26 protein-coding genes are annotated in these 17756 nt (G+C 65.7%); 18 read left to right on the plus strand and 8 right to left on the minus strand.

The features are described from left to right. The first annotated feature begins 1 nt into the window (after position 1). The 8 genes from rplB (at position 2) to ACSQ3Y_RS03930 (ending at position 3902) form a co-directional block, all read left to right on the plus strand. A complete protein-coding gene (gene rplB / locus ACSQ3Y_RS03895) occupies positions 2–826 on the plus strand; it encodes a 50S ribosomal protein L2 (protein ID WP_007847814.1) in 825 nt (274 codons plus the stop codon). Positions 827–836: 10 nt separating this feature from the next. Beyond that, a complete protein-coding gene (gene rpsS, locus ACSQ3Y_RS03900; RefSeq protein ID WP_027997031.1) occupies positions 837–1112 on the plus strand; it encodes a 30S ribosomal protein S19 in 276 nt (91 codons plus the stop codon). A gap of 9 nt (positions 1113–1121) precedes the next feature. Continuing rightward, positions 1122–1454 carry a 50S ribosomal protein L22 gene (gene rplV, locus ACSQ3Y_RS03905; RefSeq protein ID WP_007847806.1) on the plus strand — a complete coding sequence of 111 codons (333 nt, stop codon included), beginning with the start codon at positions 1122–1124 and terminating at the stop codon, positions 1452–1454. A 14-nt stretch (positions 1455–1468) separates the two neighbouring features. After that, the gene (gene rpsC / locus ACSQ3Y_RS03910; RefSeq protein ID WP_057203513.1) at positions 1469–2353 is read left to right on the plus strand and encodes a 30S ribosomal protein S3; all 885 of its coding nucleotides are present in this window, start codon (positions 1469–1471) and stop codon (positions 2351–2353) included. Positions 2354–2355: 2 nt separating this feature from the next. Continuing rightward, entirely contained in the window at positions 2356–2772 is a 417-nt protein-coding gene (gene rplP / locus ACSQ3Y_RS03915; RefSeq protein ID WP_007847799.1) for a 50S ribosomal protein L16, read from the plus strand. A 16-nt stretch (positions 2773–2788) separates the two neighbouring features. Further along, the gene (rpmC, locus tag ACSQ3Y_RS03920; protein ID WP_057203514.1) at positions 2789–2983 is read left to right on the plus strand and encodes a 50S ribosomal protein L29; all 195 of its coding nucleotides are present in this window, start codon (positions 2789–2791) and stop codon (positions 2981–2983) included. Positions 2984–2992: 9 nt separating this feature from the next. Further along, complete coding sequence (gene rpsQ / locus ACSQ3Y_RS03925; protein WP_007847796.1) at positions 2993–3262, plus strand: 30S ribosomal protein S17; 270 nt, start codon at positions 2993–2995, stop codon at positions 3260–3262. A 133-nt stretch (positions 3263–3395) separates the two neighbouring features. Next, on the plus strand, positions 3396–3902 hold the full coding sequence (locus tag ACSQ3Y_RS03930; protein ID WP_057203515.1) for a peroxiredoxin: 507 nt from the start codon (positions 3396–3398) through the stop codon (positions 3900–3902). 48 nt (positions 3903–3950) lie between these two features. Here the strand turns inward: ACSQ3Y_RS03930 and ACSQ3Y_RS03935 are convergent, their stop codons facing one another. Then, entirely contained in the window at positions 3951–4442 is a 492-nt protein-coding gene (locus ACSQ3Y_RS03935) for a GNAT family N-acetyltransferase (RefSeq protein ID WP_057203516.1), read from the minus strand. 47 nt (positions 4443–4489) lie between these two features. Further along, positions 4490–5158, minus strand: a complete 669-nt coding sequence (locus ACSQ3Y_RS03940; RefSeq protein WP_436176502.1) for a cytochrome b/b6 domain-containing protein — start codon at positions 5156–5158, stop codon at positions 4490–4492. A 167-nt stretch (positions 5159–5325) separates the two neighbouring features. Between ACSQ3Y_RS03940 and ACSQ3Y_RS03945 the strand changes: the two genes are divergently transcribed. Continuing rightward, entirely contained in the window at positions 5326–5781 is a 456-nt protein-coding gene (locus ACSQ3Y_RS03945) for a c-type cytochrome (protein WP_436176503.1), read from the plus strand. Between the two features lie 78 nt (positions 5782–5859). Here the strand turns inward: ACSQ3Y_RS03945 and ACSQ3Y_RS03950 are convergent, their stop codons facing one another. After that, positions 5860–6363: a TlpA disulfide reductase family protein gene (locus tag ACSQ3Y_RS03950; protein WP_057265567.1), complete on the minus strand. Its 504-nt coding sequence runs from the start codon at positions 6361–6363 to the stop codon at positions 5860–5862. Positions 6364–6536: 173 nt separating this feature from the next. On the opposite strand from ACSQ3Y_RS03950, the gene ACSQ3Y_RS03955 reads away from it, so the two are divergent. Genes ACSQ3Y_RS03955 through ACSQ3Y_RS03980 form a run of 6 tightly spaced genes read left to right on the plus strand, consistent with a single transcriptional unit; the run spans position 6537 to position 12147 of the window. Further along, positions 6537–7073, plus strand: a complete 537-nt coding sequence (locus tag ACSQ3Y_RS03955; RefSeq protein WP_436176504.1) for a hypothetical protein — start codon at positions 6537–6539, stop codon at positions 7071–7073. Next, positions 7070–8320, plus strand: a complete 1251-nt coding sequence (locus ACSQ3Y_RS03960; RefSeq protein ID WP_057203521.1) for an MFS transporter — start codon at positions 7070–7072, stop codon at positions 8318–8320. The genes ACSQ3Y_RS03955 and ACSQ3Y_RS03960 overlap by 4 nt, the downstream gene beginning before the upstream one ends. Further along, positions 8317–8766, plus strand: coding sequence for a PTS sugar transporter subunit IIA (locus ACSQ3Y_RS03965; RefSeq protein ID WP_057203522.1), 450 nt, complete (start codon positions 8317–8319; stop codon positions 8764–8766). Before ACSQ3Y_RS03960 ends, ACSQ3Y_RS03965 begins: the two co-directional genes overlap by 4 nt. Then, positions 8735–9004: an HPr family phosphocarrier protein gene (locus ACSQ3Y_RS03970; protein WP_436176505.1), complete on the plus strand. Its 270-nt coding sequence runs from the start codon at positions 8735–8737 to the stop codon at positions 9002–9004. The genes ACSQ3Y_RS03965 and ACSQ3Y_RS03970 overlap by 32 nt, the downstream gene beginning before the upstream one ends. Positions 9005–9056: 52 nt before the next feature. Then, a complete protein-coding gene (gene ptsP, locus ACSQ3Y_RS03975) occupies positions 9057–10814 on the plus strand; it encodes a phosphoenolpyruvate--protein phosphotransferase (protein WP_305743739.1) in 1758 nt (585 codons plus the stop codon). 55 nt (positions 10815–10869) lie between these two features. After that, the gene (locus tag ACSQ3Y_RS03980) at positions 10870–12147 is read left to right on the plus strand and encodes an MFS transporter (RefSeq protein ID WP_436176506.1); all 1278 of its coding nucleotides are present in this window, start codon (positions 10870–10872) and stop codon (positions 12145–12147) included. Here ACSQ3Y_RS03980 and ACSQ3Y_RS03985 read toward each other — a convergent pair. The 5 genes from ACSQ3Y_RS03985 to ACSQ3Y_RS04005 all read right to left on the minus strand — a co-directional run bounded on the left by ACSQ3Y_RS03985 (position 12113) and on the right by ACSQ3Y_RS04005 (position 15764). Further along, positions 12113–12946 carry a DMT family transporter gene (locus tag ACSQ3Y_RS03985; protein WP_436176507.1) on the minus strand — a complete coding sequence of 278 codons (834 nt, stop codon included), beginning with the start codon at positions 12944–12946 and terminating at the stop codon, positions 12113–12115. The two genes, ACSQ3Y_RS03980 and ACSQ3Y_RS03985, sit on opposite strands and share 35 nt — an antisense overlap. Before the next feature lie 67 nt (positions 12947–13013). Next, complete coding sequence (locus ACSQ3Y_RS03990) at positions 13014–13718, minus strand: AraC family transcriptional regulator (protein ID WP_436176508.1); 705 nt, start codon at positions 13716–13718, stop codon at positions 13014–13016. A 30-nt stretch (positions 13719–13748) separates the two neighbouring features. Continuing rightward, complete coding sequence (gene lipA / locus ACSQ3Y_RS03995; protein WP_057203528.1) at positions 13749–14729, minus strand: lipoyl synthase; 981 nt, start codon at positions 14727–14729, stop codon at positions 13749–13751. A gap of 14 nt (positions 14730–14743) precedes the next feature. Then, complete coding sequence (lipB, locus tag ACSQ3Y_RS04000) at positions 14744–15382, minus strand: lipoyl(octanoyl) transferase LipB (protein ID WP_369819474.1); 639 nt, start codon at positions 15380–15382, stop codon at positions 14744–14746. 61 nt (positions 15383–15443) lie between these two features. Beyond that, on the minus strand, positions 15444–15764 hold the full coding sequence (locus tag ACSQ3Y_RS04005; RefSeq protein WP_057203544.1) for a YbeD family protein: 321 nt from the start codon (positions 15762–15764) through the stop codon (positions 15444–15446). Positions 15765–16038: 274 nt separating this feature from the next. Between ACSQ3Y_RS04005 and ACSQ3Y_RS04010 the strand changes: the two genes are divergently transcribed. Genes ACSQ3Y_RS04010 through atpE form a run of 3 tightly spaced genes read left to right on the plus strand, consistent with a single transcriptional unit; the run spans position 16039 to position 17739 of the window. After that, positions 16039–16512 carry an ATP synthase subunit I gene (locus ACSQ3Y_RS04010; protein ID WP_057203530.1) on the plus strand — a complete coding sequence of 158 codons (474 nt, stop codon included), beginning with the start codon at positions 16039–16041 and terminating at the stop codon, positions 16510–16512. A gap of 19 nt (positions 16513–16531) precedes the next feature. Continuing rightward, positions 16532–17410 carry a F0F1 ATP synthase subunit A gene (gene atpB / locus ACSQ3Y_RS04015; protein WP_057203531.1) on the plus strand — a complete coding sequence of 293 codons (879 nt, stop codon included), beginning with the start codon at positions 16532–16534 and terminating at the stop codon, positions 17408–17410. 59 nt (positions 17411–17469) lie between these two features. Beyond that, on the plus strand, positions 17470–17739 hold the full coding sequence (atpE, locus tag ACSQ3Y_RS04020; protein WP_007847749.1) for a F0F1 ATP synthase subunit C: 270 nt from the start codon (positions 17470–17472) through the stop codon (positions 17737–17739). Positions 17740–17756: the final 17 nt, after the last annotated feature.

Consider the following 17756-nt stretch of genomic DNA (forward strand, 5'->3'; position numbering starts at 1 on the left):
CATGGCTGTCATCAAGATGAAACCCACTTCGCCCGGCCAACGTGCCGTGGTGAAGGTCACGCGTGACCACCTGTACAAGGGTGAAGCGTACGCCCCCCTGCTGGAACCCCAGTTCCAGAAGGCCGGCCGTAACAACAACGGTCACATCACCACCCGCCACAAGGGCGGTGGCCACAAGCACCACTACCGTGTGGTGGACTTCAAGCGCAACAAGGACGGCATTCCAGCCAAGGTCGAGCGCATTGAGTACGATCCAAACCGTACGGCCCACATCGCTCTGGTGTGCTATGCCGACGGCGAGCGTCGCTACATCATCGCTCCCCGCAACCTGGAAGTGGGCGCAACCCTGCTGTCCGGTTCGGAAGCCCCGATCCGCGCTGGCAACACGCTGCCTATCCGCAACATCCCTGTGGGTTCGACCATCCACTGCATCGAGCTCAAGCCCGGTGCCGGTGCTCAGATCGCCCGCTCGGCTGGTGCTTCGGCAACCCTGCTGGCCCGCGAAGGTACCTACGCTCAAGTGCGCATGCGCTCGGGTGAAGTGCGCAAGATCCACATCGAATGCCGCGCCACCATTGGCGAAGTGGCCAACGAAGAACACAGCCTGCGCCAACTCGGCAAGGCCGGTGTGAAGCGCTGGATGGGTATTCGTCCTACGGTTCGCGGCGTTGCCATGAACCCAGTGGATCACCCTCACGGTGGTGGCGAAGGCCGCACCGGCGAAGGCCGCCATGCAGTCGATCCTTGGGGCAATCTGACCAAGGGTTATCGCACCCGTAACAACAAGCGCACACAGATCATGATCGTGTCGCGTCGCAAGAAGTAAGGGGTAACAGATGACTCGCTCTCTCAAAAAGGGTCCATTTGTTGACCATCACTTGCTGGCCAAGGTCGAAAAGGCCGTTGCCACCAAGGATAAGAAGCCAGTGAAGACCTGGTCGCGTCGCTCCATGGTTCTGCCCGATTTCATCGGTCTGACCATCGCCGTGCACAACGGCAAGCAGCACGTACCTGTCTACGTTACCGACCAGATGGTGGGCCACAAGCTCGGCGAATTCGCCCTGACGCGCACCTTCAAGGGTCACCCCGCTGACAAAAAAGTCAAGAAATAAGGAACGACCATGTCTGAAACACGTGCAGTCCTCCGGGGCGTCCGTCTGTCGGTCGACAAGGGCCGTCTGGTCGCTGACTTGATCCGCGGCAAGAAGGTGGACCAGGCTCTGAACATCCTGAACTTCACGCAGAAAAAAGCTGCGGGAATCGTCAAGAAGGTTCTGGAGTCCGCCATCGCCAACGCTGAGCACAACGACGGCGCTGACATCGACGAACTGAAGGTCAAGACCATCTACGTCGAGCAAGGCACCACGCTCAAGCGCTTCACCGCGCGCGCCAAAGGCCGCGGCAATCGCATCAGCAAGCCCACGTGCCATGTGTACGTGACGGTTGGCAACTAAAGGCTCGGAAGACTATGGGACAAAAAATCCATCCTACCGGCTTCCGCCTTGCGGTCAGCCGCAACTGGTCCAGCCGTTGGTACGCCAGCAACCGCGACTTCGCGGGCATGCTGGCCGAAGACATCAAGGTGCGCGAGTACCTGAAGGCCAAGCTCAAGAACGCCGCCGTGTCGCGCATCCTGATCGAGCGCCCCGCCAAGAACGCCCGCATCACCATCTACTCGGCTCGTCCTGGTGTGGTGATCGGCAAGAAGGGTGAAGACATCGAGAACCTCAAGAAGGAACTCGCTCTTCGCCTGGGCGTGCCTGTCGCAGTGAACATCGAAGAAGTGCGCAAGCCCGAAATCGATGCCAAGCTGATCGCCGACAGCATCACGCAGCAGCTCGAAAAGCGGATCATGTTCCGCCGTGCCATGAAGCGCGCCATGCAGAACGCCATGCGTCTGGGTGCCCAGGGCATCAAGATCATGTCGTCCGGCCGTCTGAACGGTATCGAAATCGCCCGCTGCGAGTGGTACCGTGAAGGCCGCGTGCCACTTCACACGCTGCGCGCCGACATCGACTACGGCACCTCCGAAGCCAAGACCACCTACGGTGTGATCGGCGTCAAGGTCTGGGTCTACAAGGGCGATACGCTGGGTCGTAACGACCTGCCTGCCGTGGAAACCCCACGTCCAGACGAAGAACGCCGCCCACGCGGTCCACGCCGTGATGGCCGCCCAGGTGGCGACCGTCCAGGTGCTGGCCGTGGAGGCCCACGTCGTCCAGCCGGTGTGAACACCGGTCCGGCCGACGGCAGCGACAAGCCAGTGGAAGCTGGTGGCGCTGATAACACCGCCGTTAAGCGCGTACGCAAAGTCGCCGCGCCCGCTACAGCAGCGGACGGAAAAGGAGAATAAGTATGCTGCAACCTGCTCGCCGCAAATACCGCAAGGAGCAAAAGGGCCGTAACACCGGTGTCGCAACGCGGGGTGCTTCCGTTGCTTTCGGTGATTTCGGTCTGAAGTGCACCGACCGTGGCCGCCTGACGGCCCGCCAGATCGAGGCTGCACGCCGTGCAATCTCCCGCCACGTGAAGCGTGGTGGCCGCATCTGGATCCGCGTGTTCCCGGACAAGCCAATCTCTACCAAGCCCGCAGAAGTGCGTATGGGTAACGGTAAGGGCAACCCCGAGTACTACGTGGCCGAGATCCAGCCCGGCAAGATCGTGTTCGAGATCGTCGGCGTGCCCGAAGAACTGGCCCGTGAAGCGTTCCGCCTGGCTGCGGCCAAGCTGCCGCTGCGCACCACGTTCGTCAGCCGCCACATTGGCTCGTAATTCAGGAGAACAAGCAATGAAGACTACTGAACTGCGCCAAAAAGACGTTGCCGGCATCGAAGGCGAAATCAAGGCTCTGCAGAAGGCCCACTTCGGCCTGCGCATGCAGAAGGCTACCCAGCAGTTGGCCAACACCAACACGCTGCGTACCACCCGCCGCGATATCGCCCGTGCAAAAACCATCCTTGCTGAAAAGCAAGCCGCCAAGTAAGGAGCCGACATGACGGAAGCTAAAAAATCCCTCAAGCGCACCTTGATTGGCAAGGTGGTCAGCGACAAGCGCCAGAAGACCGTGACCGTGCTGATCGAGCGCCGTGTGAAGCACGAGCTCTACGGCAAGATCGTGGGCAAGTCGAGCAAGTACCACGCCCATGATGAAAATGGCGAGTACAAGCTGGGCGACGTGATCGAAATCACCGAGAGCCGTCCGCTCTCCAAGACCAAGAACTGGGTTGCCACCCGCTTGGTGCAAAAGGCCGGCCTGCTCTAAGCCCTCCCGGCTTGTTGGCAGCACTGCCCTCCAAAACGACCCACAATGTGGGTCGTTTTGCTTTTGGGGCCTGCGTTTTGTGCGCTCTGCCCCGGGCATGCGGATACCACCCCAACAACCCTAGGAGAGATCAATGATCAAAGTCGGTGACACCCTGCCAGCCAGCACGCTGATGGAATACTCGGAAGTCGAGGGCGAAGGCTGCTCCATTGGCCCGAACCCGGTGCCGGTGGACAAGGCCACGGCGGGCAAGACCATTGCCCTGTTCGCGCTGCCCGGGGCTTTCACGCCCACCTGCTCGGCCAAGCACGTGCCCGGCTATGTGGAAAAGGTGGACGAGTTCAAGGCCGCCGGCGTGGACGAGATCTGGTGCGTGAGCGTGAACGATGCCTTCGTGATGGGCGCCTGGGCGCGCGACCAGAAGACCGAAGGCAAGGTGCGCATGCTCGGTGACGGCGACGCCACCTTCGCCAAGGCCACCGGCCTGACGCTGGACCTCAACGGCAAGGGCCTGGGCCTGCGCAGCAACCGCTACTCGATGCTGGTGCGCGACGGCAAGGTCGTCACGCTCAACATCGAGGCCCCGGGCAAGTTCGAAGTCAGCGACGCCGCCACCCTCCTGGCCCAGGCCAAGGCGTAATCGACTCCCGGCCCTGGGCAGCACCTGCTGCGAAGGGGCCGGCGGCGTTCAGGAGATATCCGCCTTGAGGTAATGCGACCCTGCAATGGGGTTGTGGTAGTAAGGCGGGATCTCCTCGAACCCCAGGTCCGTGTAGAGCGCACGGGCCGACTCCATGTCGTCGAGCGTATCGAGCAGCACGCAGGCGTAGCCCGCGCGGCGCGCCTGGTCAAGCATGGCTTCGGCCAGCTCGCGGCCCAGGCCGAAGCCGCGGAAGGCCTTGCGCACGTACAGGCGCTTCATCTCGCTGGCATTGGGGTAGTCGGCCGCATCCAGCGGCCGCAGGGCGCAGCAACCGGCGATGGCGCCATCCACCTGGGCCAGCAGCAGGTGCCCGCGTGGGGCAGCGTAGTCGCCCGGCAGGCTGGCCAGCTCGGCCTCAAAGTCCTGGAACGCAAGGTCCACCCCCAGGGTCGCGGCGTACTCCCGGAAAATCTCGCGGACCGTCTCCATCTCGGCGGCAGACGACGGGTTCAGCAAGGTGACGGCAGGCTTGTCCAAGGCGCGAATTCAGGAAATGCAGGAATCCGCAGTGTAGCGGCTCGCACTCAGAACGCGCTCAGGGTGGACACCCACCACGCCACTCCAGCGCCCACACCCAATGCGACCAGGGCCAGGGCGCGGGTGGCGAGGTCGTCGCGAGATGGCGCCACGGGCTGGGGCATTTCCTTGTCACCATGCAGCATGGGCGCCACCAGCCGGTGCTTGCGCACCAGCACATAGAAACCGATGGCCAGGACATGCAACGCCACCAGGCCCAGCACCAGGTACTGGCCGATCTCCTTGTGGTAACCCGTGGCCTGGCCCACGACCGCATTGGAGACAAAGCGGGTCAGCGGCCCTGAAAAGGCGATCTCATCGTCGCTGAGCAGGCCGGTGCCCACCTGTGCCACCAGCACCGCAAGCAGGGCGAAGACCGAGAGCGCGCCCAGTGGGCTGTGGCCCACACCGTCCTCGGGGTGGCCCGCGCCGCGCAGGTAGCGCACCAGACGCACCGGCGAGTACAGGAAGGCGCCAAAGCGCGACCAGCGCCCGCCCACAAGCCCCCACACCAGGCGAAAGACCAGCAGCGCCAGCACCACATAGCCCAGGCGCAGGTGCCAGACCATGGCATTGCCGCCCACCTTCGCGGTGACCACCAGGGCGATCACGCTGGCGGCCAGGGCCCAGTGAAAGAGGCGGGTGGGCAGATCCCAGATGCGGACGGTGTGTGTCATGGTCGTGGTCCGGCGCTTGCCGTGTCGTGGGGGTGTCGTTGGCCGCATTGTGCGCGAGATGGCCGGCGCCGCCAACGCGCACCATCGGGCATGCCAAAACCGCCGCAACGCGGCATACTGGCGGCGGCTGGTTGGTTTTTGCTCCCCACGATAAAAGGAAACATCCGATGAAAACCCTCGCTGTAGTCGCCTTTGCTGCGGCCGTCGTCACCCTGTCGGCGCCCGCATCTGCCCAGTTTGCCAAACCCGAAGATGCCATCAAATACCGCCAGAGCGCGTTGTTCGTGATGGGCCAGCATTTCGGGCGCCTGGGTGCCATGGCCAATGGCCGCATCCCCTTCGACGCCAAGGCGGCACAGGAAAATGCGGACGTTGTCGCCGAGATGGCCAAGCTGCCCTGGGCCGCCTTTGGTGCCGGCACCGACAAGGGGGCACCGACCAAGGCGCTGCCCGAGATCTGGACCCAGCAGGCCAAGTTCAAGGAGCATTCCGACAAGCTCGAAGCCGAGACCGTCAAGCTCGCCGCAGCCGCCAAGACGAGCAACCTGGACAACCTGAAGACTGCCTTCGGCTCGGCCGCCAATTCCTGCAAGGCCTGCCACGACAACTACCGCGCCAAGTGAAGCCGGCCGCTGCGGCGGCCCCAAAGCAAAAAGCCTCTTCCAGATAGAAGAGGCTTTTTTGCTTTGCGAGAGACCCGTTCAGGTCTCGGCGAGCAGCTTCTCGATCAGTTGGTGCAGTTCCGGGAAGTTGGGGGCGCCCACATAGGTCTTCACGATCTCGCCGCGCTTGTTGACGATGAAGGTCGAGGGCGTGAGCCGCACGTCGCCCCAGGCCTGGGCCACGGCGCCGGTGTTGTCGATGGCCACCTTGAAGGGCAGCTTGCGCGTTTCTGCAAAGTTCACCACGTAGCTCGGCGGGTCGTAGCTCATGGCCACGGCCAGTGTTTCGAAGCCCTTGGGCTGGTATTTCTTGTAGGTGGCAATGATCTCGGGCATCTCGGCCACGCAGGTGGTGCAGCTCGTGGCCCAGAAATTCACCAGCGTCACCTTGCCGTGCAGGTCGGCGGTGGACTGGCGCGAGCCGTCGAGCAGCACGAAAGTGGACTCGGGCGCCGCAGAGCGGCCCGTGTCCAGGTACACGTAGGCGCCCACGGCGGCAAAAGCCACCACCGCTGCACCTGCTGCCCACTGCTTGATACCCATGGCGTCATCCCATCCCGGAAGTGCGGGCTCCAACCCGCACGGTATTGTGCCGGACAAGGCTCCCGCCTGCCGGCTGGCCTGTCCACTGAGGTGATGGAGTGCGGGGCGGTGCAAAAGTTCTCCCTTCCCGGGCTCCGCGCACGAAATATCCGGCCACTGCCGATAATGGGCCCATGAACTGGACATTGACCGGCGCCGCCAGCGCCCTCCTGGGACTGGCCGCATGCAGCCCGGCACTCAACTGGCGCAGCGTGGCCCTGCCCGAAGCCGCCCTCACCATCACGCTGCCCTGCAAGCCCGACCATGCCACGCGCAAGGTGGAGCTGGCGGGCACGCCGGTCGACCTGTCCATGGTCGGCTGCGAGGCCGACGGGGCGACCTTTGCCGTGTCCCACGCCACGCTGGCCGACCCGGCGCAGACCGGCGTGGCGCTGGCCCACTGGCGCGCGGCCGTGCTGGCGCGCCTGGGTGGCGCGCAGGCCCAGGCCCACGAGGTGCCGTTTGTGCCCCGCAATGCCCTGCCGCTGCCCCAATCGGTGCGCACCGTGGCCCAGGGGAAGGGACCCGATGGGCAGGCCGTCACCGCGCAGGCGGTCTGGTTTGCCCGCACCGTGGGGCCGCAGATGCAGCTGTACCACGCCGTGGTCTACACACCCAAGCCCCGCCCCGAGGTGGCCGATACCTTCTTTAGCGGGCTGGTGTTGCCATGAGCGCCGGTGTGCTGCCACGGCGCGCGGCCGTCATCGTCTTCCTGGCCTTCGCGTTCGCCTACTTCCTTTCGGCCCTGCTGCGCGCCGTCACGGCCACCCTGGCGCCCACGCTGTCGCAGGAGTTCACCCTGCACGCCAGCGACCTGGGCCTGCTGGCGGGCGGCTACTTTCTGGGCTTTTCTGCCACGCAGTTGCCGCTCGGTACCTGGCTGGACCGGCATGGCCCGCAAAAGGTGCTGCTCGGCTTTTTGGGCGTGGCCGTCGCGGGTTGCCTGGTGTTCTCGATGGCCACGGGGTTCTCGGGCCTGCTGGCCGGGCGCGTGCTGTGCGGCGCGGGGGTGAGTGCCTGCCTGATGGCGCCGCTTACCGGCTACCGCCGCTGGTTCGATGCCACGGCGCAGATGCGTGCCAATTCCTGGATGCTGATGACGGGCTCGCTGGGCATGGTGGCCTCCACCCTGCCGGTGCAGTGGGCCGTGCCGCTGGTGGGCTGGCGCCCGCTGTTCTGGGGGTTGGCCGTGCTGATCGGCGTGGCCATGGTGGGCATTGCGCTGTGGGTGCCGCGCTGGCATGCGGCCACCCCGGTTGCGGGCGCCGGTGCCTCGCCCGCGCCGGGGGGCTACGCCATGGTCTGGCGCCATCCGTACTTTCAGCGCATGGCCCCGCTGGGCTTCTTCGTCTACGGCGGCATGGTGGCCATGCAGACCCTGTGGGCGGGCCCCTGGATGCAGCAGGTGGCCGGCTACAGCGCGCTCGAGTCGGCCACCGGCCTCTTCTGGATCAACCTTTGCATGCTGTGCACCTTCTGGGCCTGGGGCATGGTCAATCCCTGGCTGCTGCGCCACGGCCTCGGGGCCGACCGACTCATCCTCGCGGGCCTGCCGCTGTCGCTTCTCATCCTGCTGGCCATCATCGTCGCCGGGCCTGCGGCGGGGGGCGCGGCGTGGGCACTGTTCTGCGTGTCGTGCACCTTCGTTTCGCTCTCGCAACCGGCAGTGGGCATGGCCTTTCCGCAGGCTCTGGCGGGGCGTGCGCTGTCGGCCTTCAACCTGGTGATCTTTGCCGGCGTGTTCGTGGTGCAGTGGGGCATTGGCCTGGCGGTGGATGCATTTGCCGCCGCCGGCCTGTCCACGACGGCCTCGTTCCAGGCGGCCATGGGGGTGTTCCTGGTGTGCAACACGGGGTCCTACCTCTGGTTCGCCCTGCGGGGGCAGCGCCATAATGCGCTTCAAACCTCTGTCCCATGAGCACCAGCATCCTGATCATCGCCCACGCCCCTTTGGCCCATGCCCTGCGCGAATGCGTGCTGCACGTGTTTGCCGACTGTGGCGACAGCGTGGCCGCACTCGATGTGCAGCCCAATGAGCGGCCCGAGGAGTCCCTGGCCCAGGCGCGTATCCTGCTGGAGCAATTGGGGCCCGACTCCACCCTGGTGCTGACCGACGTGTTCGGCGCCACCCCCTGCAACGTGGCGCAGCGCCTGGTGGACGGTGTCCGCTCGCGTTTGGTCACAGGGGTCAATCTTCCGATGCTGCTGCGTGCCGTGAGCTACCGTGCAGAGCCCCTTGATTCGGTCGTCACCCGCGCGGTGGTGGGCGGCACGCAAGGGGTGATGCAGGTGGCCATCGCCGCGCCGCAGAACCAGTCCCGACGCAACCGACATGATCAAGACTCGTACGACCATCAGCAATAAACTGGGCCTGCACGCCCGCGCCTCGGCCAAGCTCACCAAGCTGGCCGGCAGCTTCCCCTGCGACGTTTTCATGAGCCGTGGCGACCGCCGCATCAATGCCAAGAGCATCATGGGGGTCATGATGCTGGCTGCCGGTATCGGCACCGAGGTCGAGGTGGAGACGAATGGCGAGCGCGAGCAGGAGGCGATGGATGCCCTGCTGGCGCTGATCGCTGACAAGTTCGGCGAAGGCGAGTAAACGCCATGGTCGCAGCGCGCGCATCCATGGTGGCTGAAGAAAGGGAATTGCGATGACCTTTGCCGTTCACGGTCTGGCGGTGGCGCGCGGCATTGCCATCGGCCGTGCCGTGCTCGTGGCCTCGAGCCGCGTGGACGTGGCCCACTACTTCATCCAGCCCGAGCAGATACCGGCCGAAATCGAGCGCGTGCGCCAGGGCCGCAATGCGGTGGTCGAGGAGCTGCAGCGCCTGCAGACCGACATGCCCGCCGACGCCCCGCACGAGCTCACCGCACTGCTCGACGTGCACCTGATGCTGCTGCAGGACGAGGCCCTCACGGGCGGCGTCAAGCACTGGATCACCGAGCGCCTGTACAACGCAGAGTGGGCGCTCACCACTCAGCTCGAAGTGATTGCGCGCCAGTTTGACGAGATGGAGGACGAGTACCTGCGCGAGCGCAAGGCTGACCTGGAGCAGGTGGTCGAGCGCATCCTGCGCTACATGAAGGGCGTGGCCAGCCCCGTGGCCCCGCCGGCCAGCAGCCCGCGCCGCAAGACCCAGCAGGATCTGCTGCTCGACGACACGGTGGACGTACCCCTGGTGCTGGTGGCGCACGACCTGTCGCCTGCCGACATGCTGCAATTCAAGCAGAGCGTGTTCGCCGGCTTCGTGACCGACGTGGGCGGCAAGACCTCGCACACCGCCATCGTCGCGCGCAGCATGGACATCCCCGCCGTGGTCGGCGCGCGCGCGGCCAGCCAGTTGGTGCGGCAGGACGACTGGGTCATCATCGACGGCGATGCCGGCGTGATCATCGTCGACCCCTCGCCCATCATCCTGGCCGAGTACGGCTTTCGCCAGCGCCAGACCGAGCTCGAACGCGAGCGCCTGTCGCGCCTGCGGCACACGCCGGCTGTCACCATCGACGGCCACCGCATCGAACTCCTGGCCAACATCGAGCAGCCCGGCGATGCCGTGGGTGCGGTGCGCGCCGGCGCCGTGGGTGTGGGCCTGTTCCGCAGTGAATTTTTGTTCATGGGGCGCACCGGCAACCTGCCGGGGGAGGATGAGCAGTACCGCGCCTACCGCGAGGCCCTGGACGGCATGCAGGGCCTGCCGGTCACCATCCGCACCATCGACGTGGGGGCCGACAAGCCGCTGGACAACAAGGTGCACAAGGACACGCACCTGAACCCCGCGCTGGGCTTGCGCGCCATCCGCTGGAGCCTGGCCGACCCGGCCATGTTCCGCACCCAGCTGCGCGCCGTGCTGCGTGCGGCGGCGCATGGCAAAGTGAACCTGCTGTTCCCCATGCTGGCGCACACCAACGAGATCCACCAGACCCTGGCCCAGGTGGACCTGGCGCGCGCCGAGCTCGATGCCCGGGGAGAGCCCTATGGCCCTATCCAGCTGGGCGCCATGATCGAGGTGCCGGCTGCGGCGCTGATGGTGCGCACCTTTCTGCGCTATTTCGACTTTCTGTCCATCGGCACCAACGACCTGATCCAGTACACCCTGGCCATCGACCGGGCCGACGAGGCGGTGGCCCACCTGTACGACCCGGTGCACCCGGCCGTGCTGCGCCTGGTGGCCGATGTGATCGCCGAGGGCGAGCGCCAGGGCAAGAGCGTCTGTGTCTGCGGCGAGACCGCCGGCGATGTGAGCATGACGCGCCTGCTGCTGGGCCTGGGCCTGCGCAGCTTCTCCATGCACCCCGCGCAGATCCTGGCCGTCAAGCAGGAGATCCTGCGCGCCGACACGCGCAAGCTCGTACCCTGGGCGCTGCAGGTGCTCGACGGCGAAGAGCCTGCGGCCTTGCTGGCGTCGTAGAACGCTTTTGATTCAATAGCTGCCAGCGCCTGCTGGACCAGCGCTGGAGGTCGAGTTGGCCCATATCCCGGTAACAGCACCCGCAGACGCGTCCCTCATCGACTCGCGCCAGGCCTTCCAGCGCCTGCTGGTCACCCTGGGCCTGGTGGTGCTGGGCAACAGCAGCATGTATGTCGTGTCGGTCGTGCTCCCGGCCGTGCAAAGCGAGTTCGGCGTTGGCCGTGCCAGCGCGTCGCTGCCCTACACCTTGATGATGGTCTGCCTGGGCCTGGGCGGGCTGCTCACGGGCAGGCTGGCGGACCGCCATGGCCTCACGCCCGTGCTTTGGCTGGGCGCGCTGGCCGTGCTCGGCGGCTTTGTGGGCGCGGCCTTTTCCGGCAGCATATGGGCCTTCGGCCTGGCGCACGCGGTGATGGGCTTCATCGGCAGCTCGGCCACCTTTGCCCCCCTGCTGGCCGACACGGCGCTGTGGTGGAACCGGCGGCGCGGCATTGCGGTGGCGGTGTGCGCCAGCGGCAACTATGTGGCGGGCGCGGTCTGGCCGCCCATCGTGCAGTACGGTGTCGACACCGTCGGCTGGAGGCCGACCTACATGGCACTGGGGGTCGTCTGCGGCCTGGGCATGCTCGCGCTGTCGCTGCGCATGCGCCAGCGCCCGCCGGCCATCCAGGCCGTGGCGGATGGAGCCCAGGCTGCCGCTGTGGACCACACGCGTCCCTTCGGCCTGCCGCCTGGCGTCGCGATGGCGCTGCTGTGCGTGGCCGGTGTGGCGTGCTGCGTCGCCATGGCCATGCCACAGGTCCACATCGTGGCCTATTGCACCGACCTGGGCTTCGGCGCCGCCCAGGGTGCGCAGATGCTGTCGCTCATGCTGGCCTGCGGCATCGTGAGCCGGCTGGTCTTCGGGCTGGTCTGCGACCGCATCGGTGGCATCCGCACCTTGCTGCTGGGGTCTGCGCTGCAGGGCATCGCCCTGCTGCTATTTTTGCCCTATGACGGCCTGGTGCCGCTGTACGTGATCTCCGCGCTGTTCGGCCTGTTCCAGGGCGGCATCGTGCCGACCTACGCCATCATCGTGCGCGAGCACTTCGCGCCCGCACAGGCGAGCGTGCGGGTCGGCGCCGTCATCATGGCCACGCTCGTGGGCATGGCCCTGGGCGGCTGGCTGTCGGGCTTTATCTTCGACGTCACCGGCAGCTACCACGCCGCCTTCCTCAACGGCATCGGCTGGAACCTGCTGAACCTCTGCATCACCGGCTGGCTCTTCCTGCGATTGCGCAGGGTGCGCAGGGACGCCTCTACTTCGCCCGAACGCCCAGGATGGCCGCACTGATGATCAAGGCCGTGGCCAGCGCGATGCTCCCGCTGAACGCACGGCCGCTCACCACGATCAGCAGGGCGGTCGAGGCCAGCGGCGTGATGTAGCTCAGGATGCCGATGTGCCGCGCATCGCCGAGCTTGAGCGCCTTGTCCCACAGGAAGAACGAGGCACCGAGCGGCCCCAGGCCCATCACGGCCAGCAGCAGCCAGTCGCGCGGTGCGAGGGTGGCCGCAGGCTCCAGCGCCACGTGGCACAGCAGCGAGAGCACGCCCGAGACCAGGCCGAACAGGCCGATGGCCGTGGTCGGAAAGGCCGCCACGCGCTTGGTCATCAGCGAATAGGTGGCCCAGATCAGCGCCGCCGCGAAGGCCGGCACATAGCCCCAGGCCAGGGTGCCGCTGAGTTCGCGCCCGCCCAGGATGGCGATGGCCGCGCCGCCAAAGCCCAGCAGTGCCGCCAGCACATGCGGCCAGCGCAGCCGGATGCCCGGCAGCAGCACGGGCGAGAGCACCACGATGAACAGCGGCCACAGGTAGTTGACCAGGTTGGCCTCCACCGGCGGTGCGTTGCGCAGCGCGATGAACAGCAGGAAGTGGTAGGCGAAGAGGCCATACACCCCCAGCGCCAGCGTGCGCAGTGGAATGCGCCACTGCGACGGGTCGCGCAGCACGAAGGGCCAGGCAGGAATGCTGCCGATGATGAGGGCAATGCCCGTCAGCAGGAACGGCGGCACATGGGCGAGCGAAACGCCCAGCGAGGCGAGGGAGGCCCACAGCGCGATGGCGCCCAGGGCATAGAAGTTGGCTTGCATGCGGGCACTGTAAGCGCGCTGGGCATCGCGCAACGACGGAGCATCGTCGCCGCCCTGCGGTCCGGGATCAGCCCCGGCGCAGCGCCGCCGTCAGGGCCGATGGCGAGCGGTAGCCCGTGCGGCGCGCCACCTCGGCCACGGCCATGCCGCCCGCGCGCAGCAACTGGGCATGCCCGAGCCGCTGGCTGCGCAGCCAGGCCATGGCGCCCTGGCCTTGCTCCGCACGGCAGCGCGCCGCGAACTGGCTGGGGCTCAGGTGCACCTGCTGCGCCATGTCCGCCACCGACAGCGGCTGGTGCCAATGCCGGGCGGCCCATTGGCGCAACGCCGGCCAGTCGATGGCACGGCGGCGTGCACTGGCATCTTCCGCTGGGGCCGGTATCCGGGAGGAGGGTAGCCAGGCCTCCAGCAGCAGGGCGGGGCCGTGGACCTGGGCCAGGGGGCGGCCTTGCTGCAGGGCGCTGGCGAGGTAGCGGGCCAGGGTCAGCGTCGGGGGCGGTAGCGCTGCCTGCAGCGCAGGGGCGGTGCAGTGGGCCCAGCCCATGTCGCTGCTGTCCAGCACCAGGCACAGGCTGCCGCCGCTGGCCTCGAAATCGTGGTGTGCACCTGGCGCAATGACGCAGCCGCCGCCGATGGCCACGCGCATGCCGCATCCGTCGACCTCCAGGTCGAGCGCGCCGGCCAGGCCCAGCAGCACCTGGAAGTGTCCATGGCTGTGGCTGCCGGGGGAGGCGCCGTACCGGCGCAGCGAGAGCGAGCCGGCGGTGTCCATGGCGTGTGCGCGTTGGCGCTGCGGCAGTGCTTACACGCCGGCGGCGTGCGCCTGCTGGTCGGCGTGGTAGCTGCTGCGCACCATGGCGCCCACGGCGGCGTGGCTGAAGCCCATCTTGTAGGCCTCTTGCTCGAACATCTTGAAGGTGTCGGGGTGCACATAGCGGCGCACGGGCAGGTGGCTGCTGCTGGGCGACAGGTACTGGCCGATGGTCAGCATGTCGATGTCGTGCGCGCGCATGTCGCGCATCACCTGCAGGATCTCTTCGTCCGTCTCGCCCAGGCCCACCATGATGCCGCTCTTGGTCGGCACCTTGGGGTGCAGGGCCTTGAACTTCTTGAGCAGGTTCAGGCTGAACTGGTAGTCGGAGCCCGGGCGCGCTTCCTTGTACAGGCGCGGCGCGGTTTCCAGGTTGTGGTTCATCACGTCGGGCGGCGCGGCCTTGAGGATCTCGAGCGCACGGTCGTCGCGGCCGCGGAAATCGGGCACCAGGATCTCGATCTGCGTAAGCGGCGAGAGTTCGCGGATGTTCTGGATGCATTCCACGAAGTGGCCGCTGCCGCCGTCGCGCAGATCGTCTCGGTCGACGCTGGTGATCACCACGTACTTCAGGCGCAGCTGCGCGATGGTCTTGGCCAGGTTCAGCGGCTCGTCCTTGTCCAGCGGGTCGGGTCGGCCGTGGCCCACGTCGCAGAAGGGGCAGCGGCGGGTGCACTTGTCGCCCATGATCATGAACGTGGCCGTGCCCTTGCCGAAGCACTCGCCGATGTTGGGGCAGGAGGCCTCTTCGCACACCGTGTGCAGATTGTTCTGGCGCAGGATGTCCTTGATCTCGTAGAAGCGCGTGGTGGGCGAGCCGGCCTTCACGCGGATCCAGTCGGGCTTCTTGAGCACTTCGCCCTGTTCCACCTTGATAGGAATGCGCGACAGCTTGGCCGCAGCCTTCTGCTTGGCCAGCGGGTTGTAGGCTTCGGTGGACTGCGCTTCGCGGACGACGTCGGTGGTGCTCATGGCTTGTAGGCGGTTCAGGGAGACAGGCGGATGCCGAGCTGCTGGCCCAGCACCTGCGCGGCTTCTTCCCAGGTGGTTTGGACCCCGATTGTAGAAAGGTCCACGGTTCGCAGTCCCGCGTAGCCGCAAGGGTTGATGCGGCCGAAGGGTTCCAGGTCCATCGCCACGTTCAGCGCGGCGCCGTGGTAGGTGCTGTGGCGGCTGACCTTGATGCCTAAAGCGGCGATCTTCCCGAGGCCCTCGAAGTTGGGTTCGGGTGCCGCCTGGCCTTCGCGTTTTTGCGGGCGCTGGGGCAGCAGGGCGTGGCTGTGCGGGTCATCCAGGCGCACGTAGATGCCGGGCGCGCCGGCCACGCGGTGGCCCGTGACGCCGAAGTGCGCCAGCGTGCGGATCAGCGCTTCTTCCAGCCGGTAAACATATTCCTTGACGTAGTAGCCCGCGCGCTGCAGGTCGATGAGCGGGTAGGCCACCACCTGGCCCGGCCCGTGGAAGGTGACCTGGCCACCCCGGTTGGTGGGCACCACCGGAATGGCGCCGGGATTCAGCAGGTGGTCACTCTTGCCGGCCAGGCCTTGCGTGTAGAGCGCGTCGTGCTCGCACAGCCACAGGGCATCGGGCGTGTCGGCCGTGCGTGTGGCCGTGTAGGCCTGCATGGCCTGCACCGTGGCGGCATAGTCCACCCGCCCGAGCGTGCGCAGATCGATGGTCACGGCCTTACAGCACGACCTTGACCAGGGGGTGCGATGACAGCGCGCGGTACAGGTCGTCGAGCTGCTCGCGGCTGGTGGCCGTGATGGTGACAGTAACCCCGAGGTAATTGCCCTTGCTGCTGTCGCGCAGTTCAATGGTGGCGGGGTCGAAAGTCGGATCGTACTGGCGGGCCAGTTCGGTGACCGCGTGCACGAAGCCGTCCACCTTGGCCCCCATGACCTTGATCGGAAACTGCGAAGGGTACTCGATCAGCGAGTCCTTGCGGGCATCCGCAGCGGCCGAGTCGAGGATGGTGAGGTTCGGTGGCAAAGGAGAGGACGTCATATGCAGGAGCTTCGATTTTTCGGTGGCGGTGCAGGCGGGGCCATTGTGCGGCAAGCCCTTCGGGTCGGCGTGGATGTGTCATACAGCTGCGCGCCTTTTTGGTGCATAACCGGGGCTGCCGCACCATGGCGGGCGTTGGTGGGTCACCACAGAGGTGCTGGCGCGCACCCCCCTTTCAGACCCTGATTGCAGGTCTTTGTCGTTCGCCACGGGTTTTTACTTATAATTAGAGGCTTTGTGAAATTTGCAGTCTGTAACATGGGCGTTACCAACAATGAAAACAATCGCCCCTGAGACAGAAACTGAGGCTGAAGATTCTGACTTCAAGCCCTTGTCCGCGCAGGAAGCGGACCAGTGGCGCAGCCGCAACCCTCCCGTCTCGATGTGGAAGGTGGTGGCGGGTCAGGCGCTTGTCGGCGTGCTCGTGGCCCTGGTGGCCTGGGGGCTGACGGGCAGGGCCGAAGTGGGCTGGTCTGCCGCCTACGGCGCGCTTGCAGTGGTGGCTCCGGCCGCATTGTTCGCCCGCGGTATGTCGCGCCAGATGGCGTCTGGAAATGCAGGCGCCTCCATGGCGGGGTTCTTTGGCTGGGAGATAGCCAAGATCGTGTTCACCGTCGCGCTGCTGGCTGTGGCCCCCTGGGCTGTGCCGGGGTTGGTCTGGCTTGCCTTGCTGGCGGGCATGGTGGTCACGATGAAAACGTATTGGGTCGCGCTTCTGGTGCGGCCTGGTGTCCGAAAAACCGATTGATATAGAGAAGAGTTGTCCGATGGCCGCAGAAGCGCACGCTCCGACTGCAAGTGAATACATCGTTCACCACCTGCAGCATCTTCAAAACGTCAACCAGACCAAGATTGTTGACTTCACGGTCATCAACTATGACTCGATCATCGTGGGTTTGGTTCTGGGTGCCCTCACGCTTTTGATCCTGTGGTCAGCTGCCCGTAAGGCAACCTCCGGCGTGCCCGGCCGCTTCCAGGCGGCGGTGGAAATGCTGGTCGAGATGGTGGACAACCAGGCCAAGGCCAACATCCACAACGCCGAGAGCCGCAAGTTCATCGCTCCCCTGGGTCTGACGGTGTTCGTCTGGATCTTCATGATGAACTTCATGGACATGCTGCCGGTGGACCTGCTGCCCGCCATCTGGGCCCAGATCTACGGTGCTGCCGGCCACGATCCGCACCATGCCTACCTGCGCGTCGTGCCCACGGCCGACCTGTCCACCACCCTGGGCCTGGCATTCGCCATCCTGATTCTGCGCTTCTGGTACAGCGTGAAGATCAAGGGCGCTGGCGGCTGGGCGCACGAACTCGTGTCGGCCCCGTTCGGCACCAGCAAGAATCCCATCTTCGCCCTGATCCTGGGCGTGATCAACCTGCTGATGCAGGTCATTGAATATGTCGCCAACACCGTCTCGCATGGCATGCGGTTGTTCGGCAACATGTACGCCGGCGAACTGGTGTTCATGCTCATCGCCCTGATGGGTGGTGCGGCTGCACTGTCGCTGTCGGGTGTGCTGCTGCCTGTGGGCCACATCATTGCTGGCACCATCTGGACGCTGTTCCACATTCTGGTGATCTCGCTGCAAGCCTTCATCTTCATGATGCTTGCGCTGATCTACCTCGGTCAGGCGCACAACGCGCACTAACGGTTCCCTTTCGTTTCTCTTTCCTTTTCAACCTTTCTTTTTTTAACTCAGGAGTCATCATGGAAAACATTCTCGGTCTCGTCGCTCTGGCTTGTGGTCTGATCGTTGGCCTCGGCGCTATCGGCGCTTCCATCGGTATCGCACTGATGGGTGGCAAGTTCCTCGAATCGTCGGCCCGTCAGCCTGAGCTGATCAACGAACTGCAAACCAAGATGTTCATCTTGGCCGGTCTGATCGATGCGGCTTTCCTGATCGGCGTGGCCATCGCCCTGCTGTTCGCTTTCGCCAACCCCTTCGCTTCCACGTTCTTGGCCAACCTGCCCAAGTAATTCCCACCCAACGCCAC

The sequence above is a fragment of the Acidovorax sp. LjRoot66 genome, assembly GCF_964253305.1.
Classification (GTDB): domain Bacteria; phylum Pseudomonadota; class Gammaproteobacteria; order Burkholderiales; family Burkholderiaceae_C; genus Acidovorax.

Bases quoted from the DNA above. Each gene is read 5' to 3' on its own strand.
- rplB (WP_007847814.1), top strand. From the start codon at position 2: ATGGCTGTCATCAAGATGAAACCCACTTCGCCCGGCCAACGTGCCGTG.
- rpsS (WP_027997031.1), top strand. From the start codon at position 837: ATGACTCGCTCTCTCAAAAAGGGTCCATTTGTTGACCATCACTTGCTG.
- rplV (WP_007847806.1), top strand. From the start codon at position 1,122: ATGTCTGAAACACGTGCAGTCCTCCGGGGCGTCCGTCTGTCGGTCGAC.
- rpsC (WP_057203513.1), top strand. From the start codon at position 1,469: ATGGGACAAAAAATCCATCCTACCGGCTTCCGCCTTGCGGTCAGCCGC.
- rplP (WP_007847799.1), top strand. From the start codon at position 2,356: ATGCTGCAACCTGCTCGCCGCAAATACCGCAAGGAGCAAAAGGGCCGT.
- rpmC (WP_057203514.1), top strand. From the start codon at position 2,789: ATGAAGACTACTGAACTGCGCCAAAAAGACGTTGCCGGCATCGAAGGC.
- rpsQ (WP_007847796.1), top strand. From the start codon at position 2,993: ATGACGGAAGCTAAAAAATCCCTCAAGCGCACCTTGATTGGCAAGGTG.
- ACSQ3Y_RS03930 (WP_057203515.1), top strand. From the start codon at position 3,396: ATGATCAAAGTCGGTGACACCCTGCCAGCCAGCACGCTGATGGAATAC.
- ACSQ3Y_RS03940 (WP_436176502.1), bottom strand. From the start codon at position 5,158: ATGACACACACCGTCCGCATCTGGGATCTGCCCACCCGCCTCTTTCAC.
- ACSQ3Y_RS03945 (WP_436176503.1), top strand. From the start codon at position 5,326: ATGAAAACCCTCGCTGTAGTCGCCTTTGCTGCGGCCGTCGTCACCCTG.
- ACSQ3Y_RS03950 (WP_057265567.1), bottom strand. From the start codon at position 6,363: ATGGGTATCAAGCAGTGGGCAGCAGGTGCAGCGGTGGTGGCTTTTGCC.
- ACSQ3Y_RS03955 (WP_436176504.1), top strand. From the start codon at position 6,537: ATGAACTGGACATTGACCGGCGCCGCCAGCGCCCTCCTGGGACTGGCC.
- ACSQ3Y_RS03960 (WP_057203521.1), top strand. From the start codon at position 7,070: ATGAGCGCCGGTGTGCTGCCACGGCGCGCGGCCGTCATCGTCTTCCTG.
- ACSQ3Y_RS03965 (WP_057203522.1), top strand. From the start codon at position 8,317: ATGAGCACCAGCATCCTGATCATCGCCCACGCCCCTTTGGCCCATGCC.
- ACSQ3Y_RS03970 (WP_436176505.1), top strand. From the start codon at position 8,735: ATGATCAAGACTCGTACGACCATCAGCAATAAACTGGGCCTGCACGCC.
- ptsP (WP_305743739.1), top strand. From the start codon at position 9,057: ATGACCTTTGCCGTTCACGGTCTGGCGGTGGCGCGCGGCATTGCCATC.
- ACSQ3Y_RS03985 (WP_436176507.1), bottom strand. From the start codon at position 12,946: ATGCAAGCCAACTTCTATGCCCTGGGCGCCATCGCGCTGTGGGCCTCC.
- ACSQ3Y_RS03990 (WP_436176508.1), bottom strand. From the start codon at position 13,718: ATGGACACCGCCGGCTCGCTCTCGCTGCGCCGGTACGGCGCCTCCCCC.
- lipA (WP_057203528.1), bottom strand. From the start codon at position 14,729: ATGAGCACCACCGACGTCGTCCGCGAAGCGCAGTCCACCGAAGCCTAC.
- lipB (WP_369819474.1), bottom strand. From the start codon at position 15,382: ATGCAGGCCTACACGGCCACACGCACGGCCGACACGCCCGATGCCCTG.
- ACSQ3Y_RS04005 (WP_057203544.1), bottom strand. From the start codon at position 15,764: ATGACGTCCTCTCCTTTGCCACCGAACCTCACCATCCTCGACTCGGCC.
- ACSQ3Y_RS04010 (WP_057203530.1), top strand. From the start codon at position 16,039: ATGAAAACAATCGCCCCTGAGACAGAAACTGAGGCTGAAGATTCTGAC.
- atpB (WP_057203531.1), top strand. From the start codon at position 16,532: ATGGCCGCAGAAGCGCACGCTCCGACTGCAAGTGAATACATCGTTCAC.
- atpE (WP_007847749.1), top strand. From the start codon at position 17,470: ATGGAAAACATTCTCGGTCTCGTCGCTCTGGCTTGTGGTCTGATCGTT.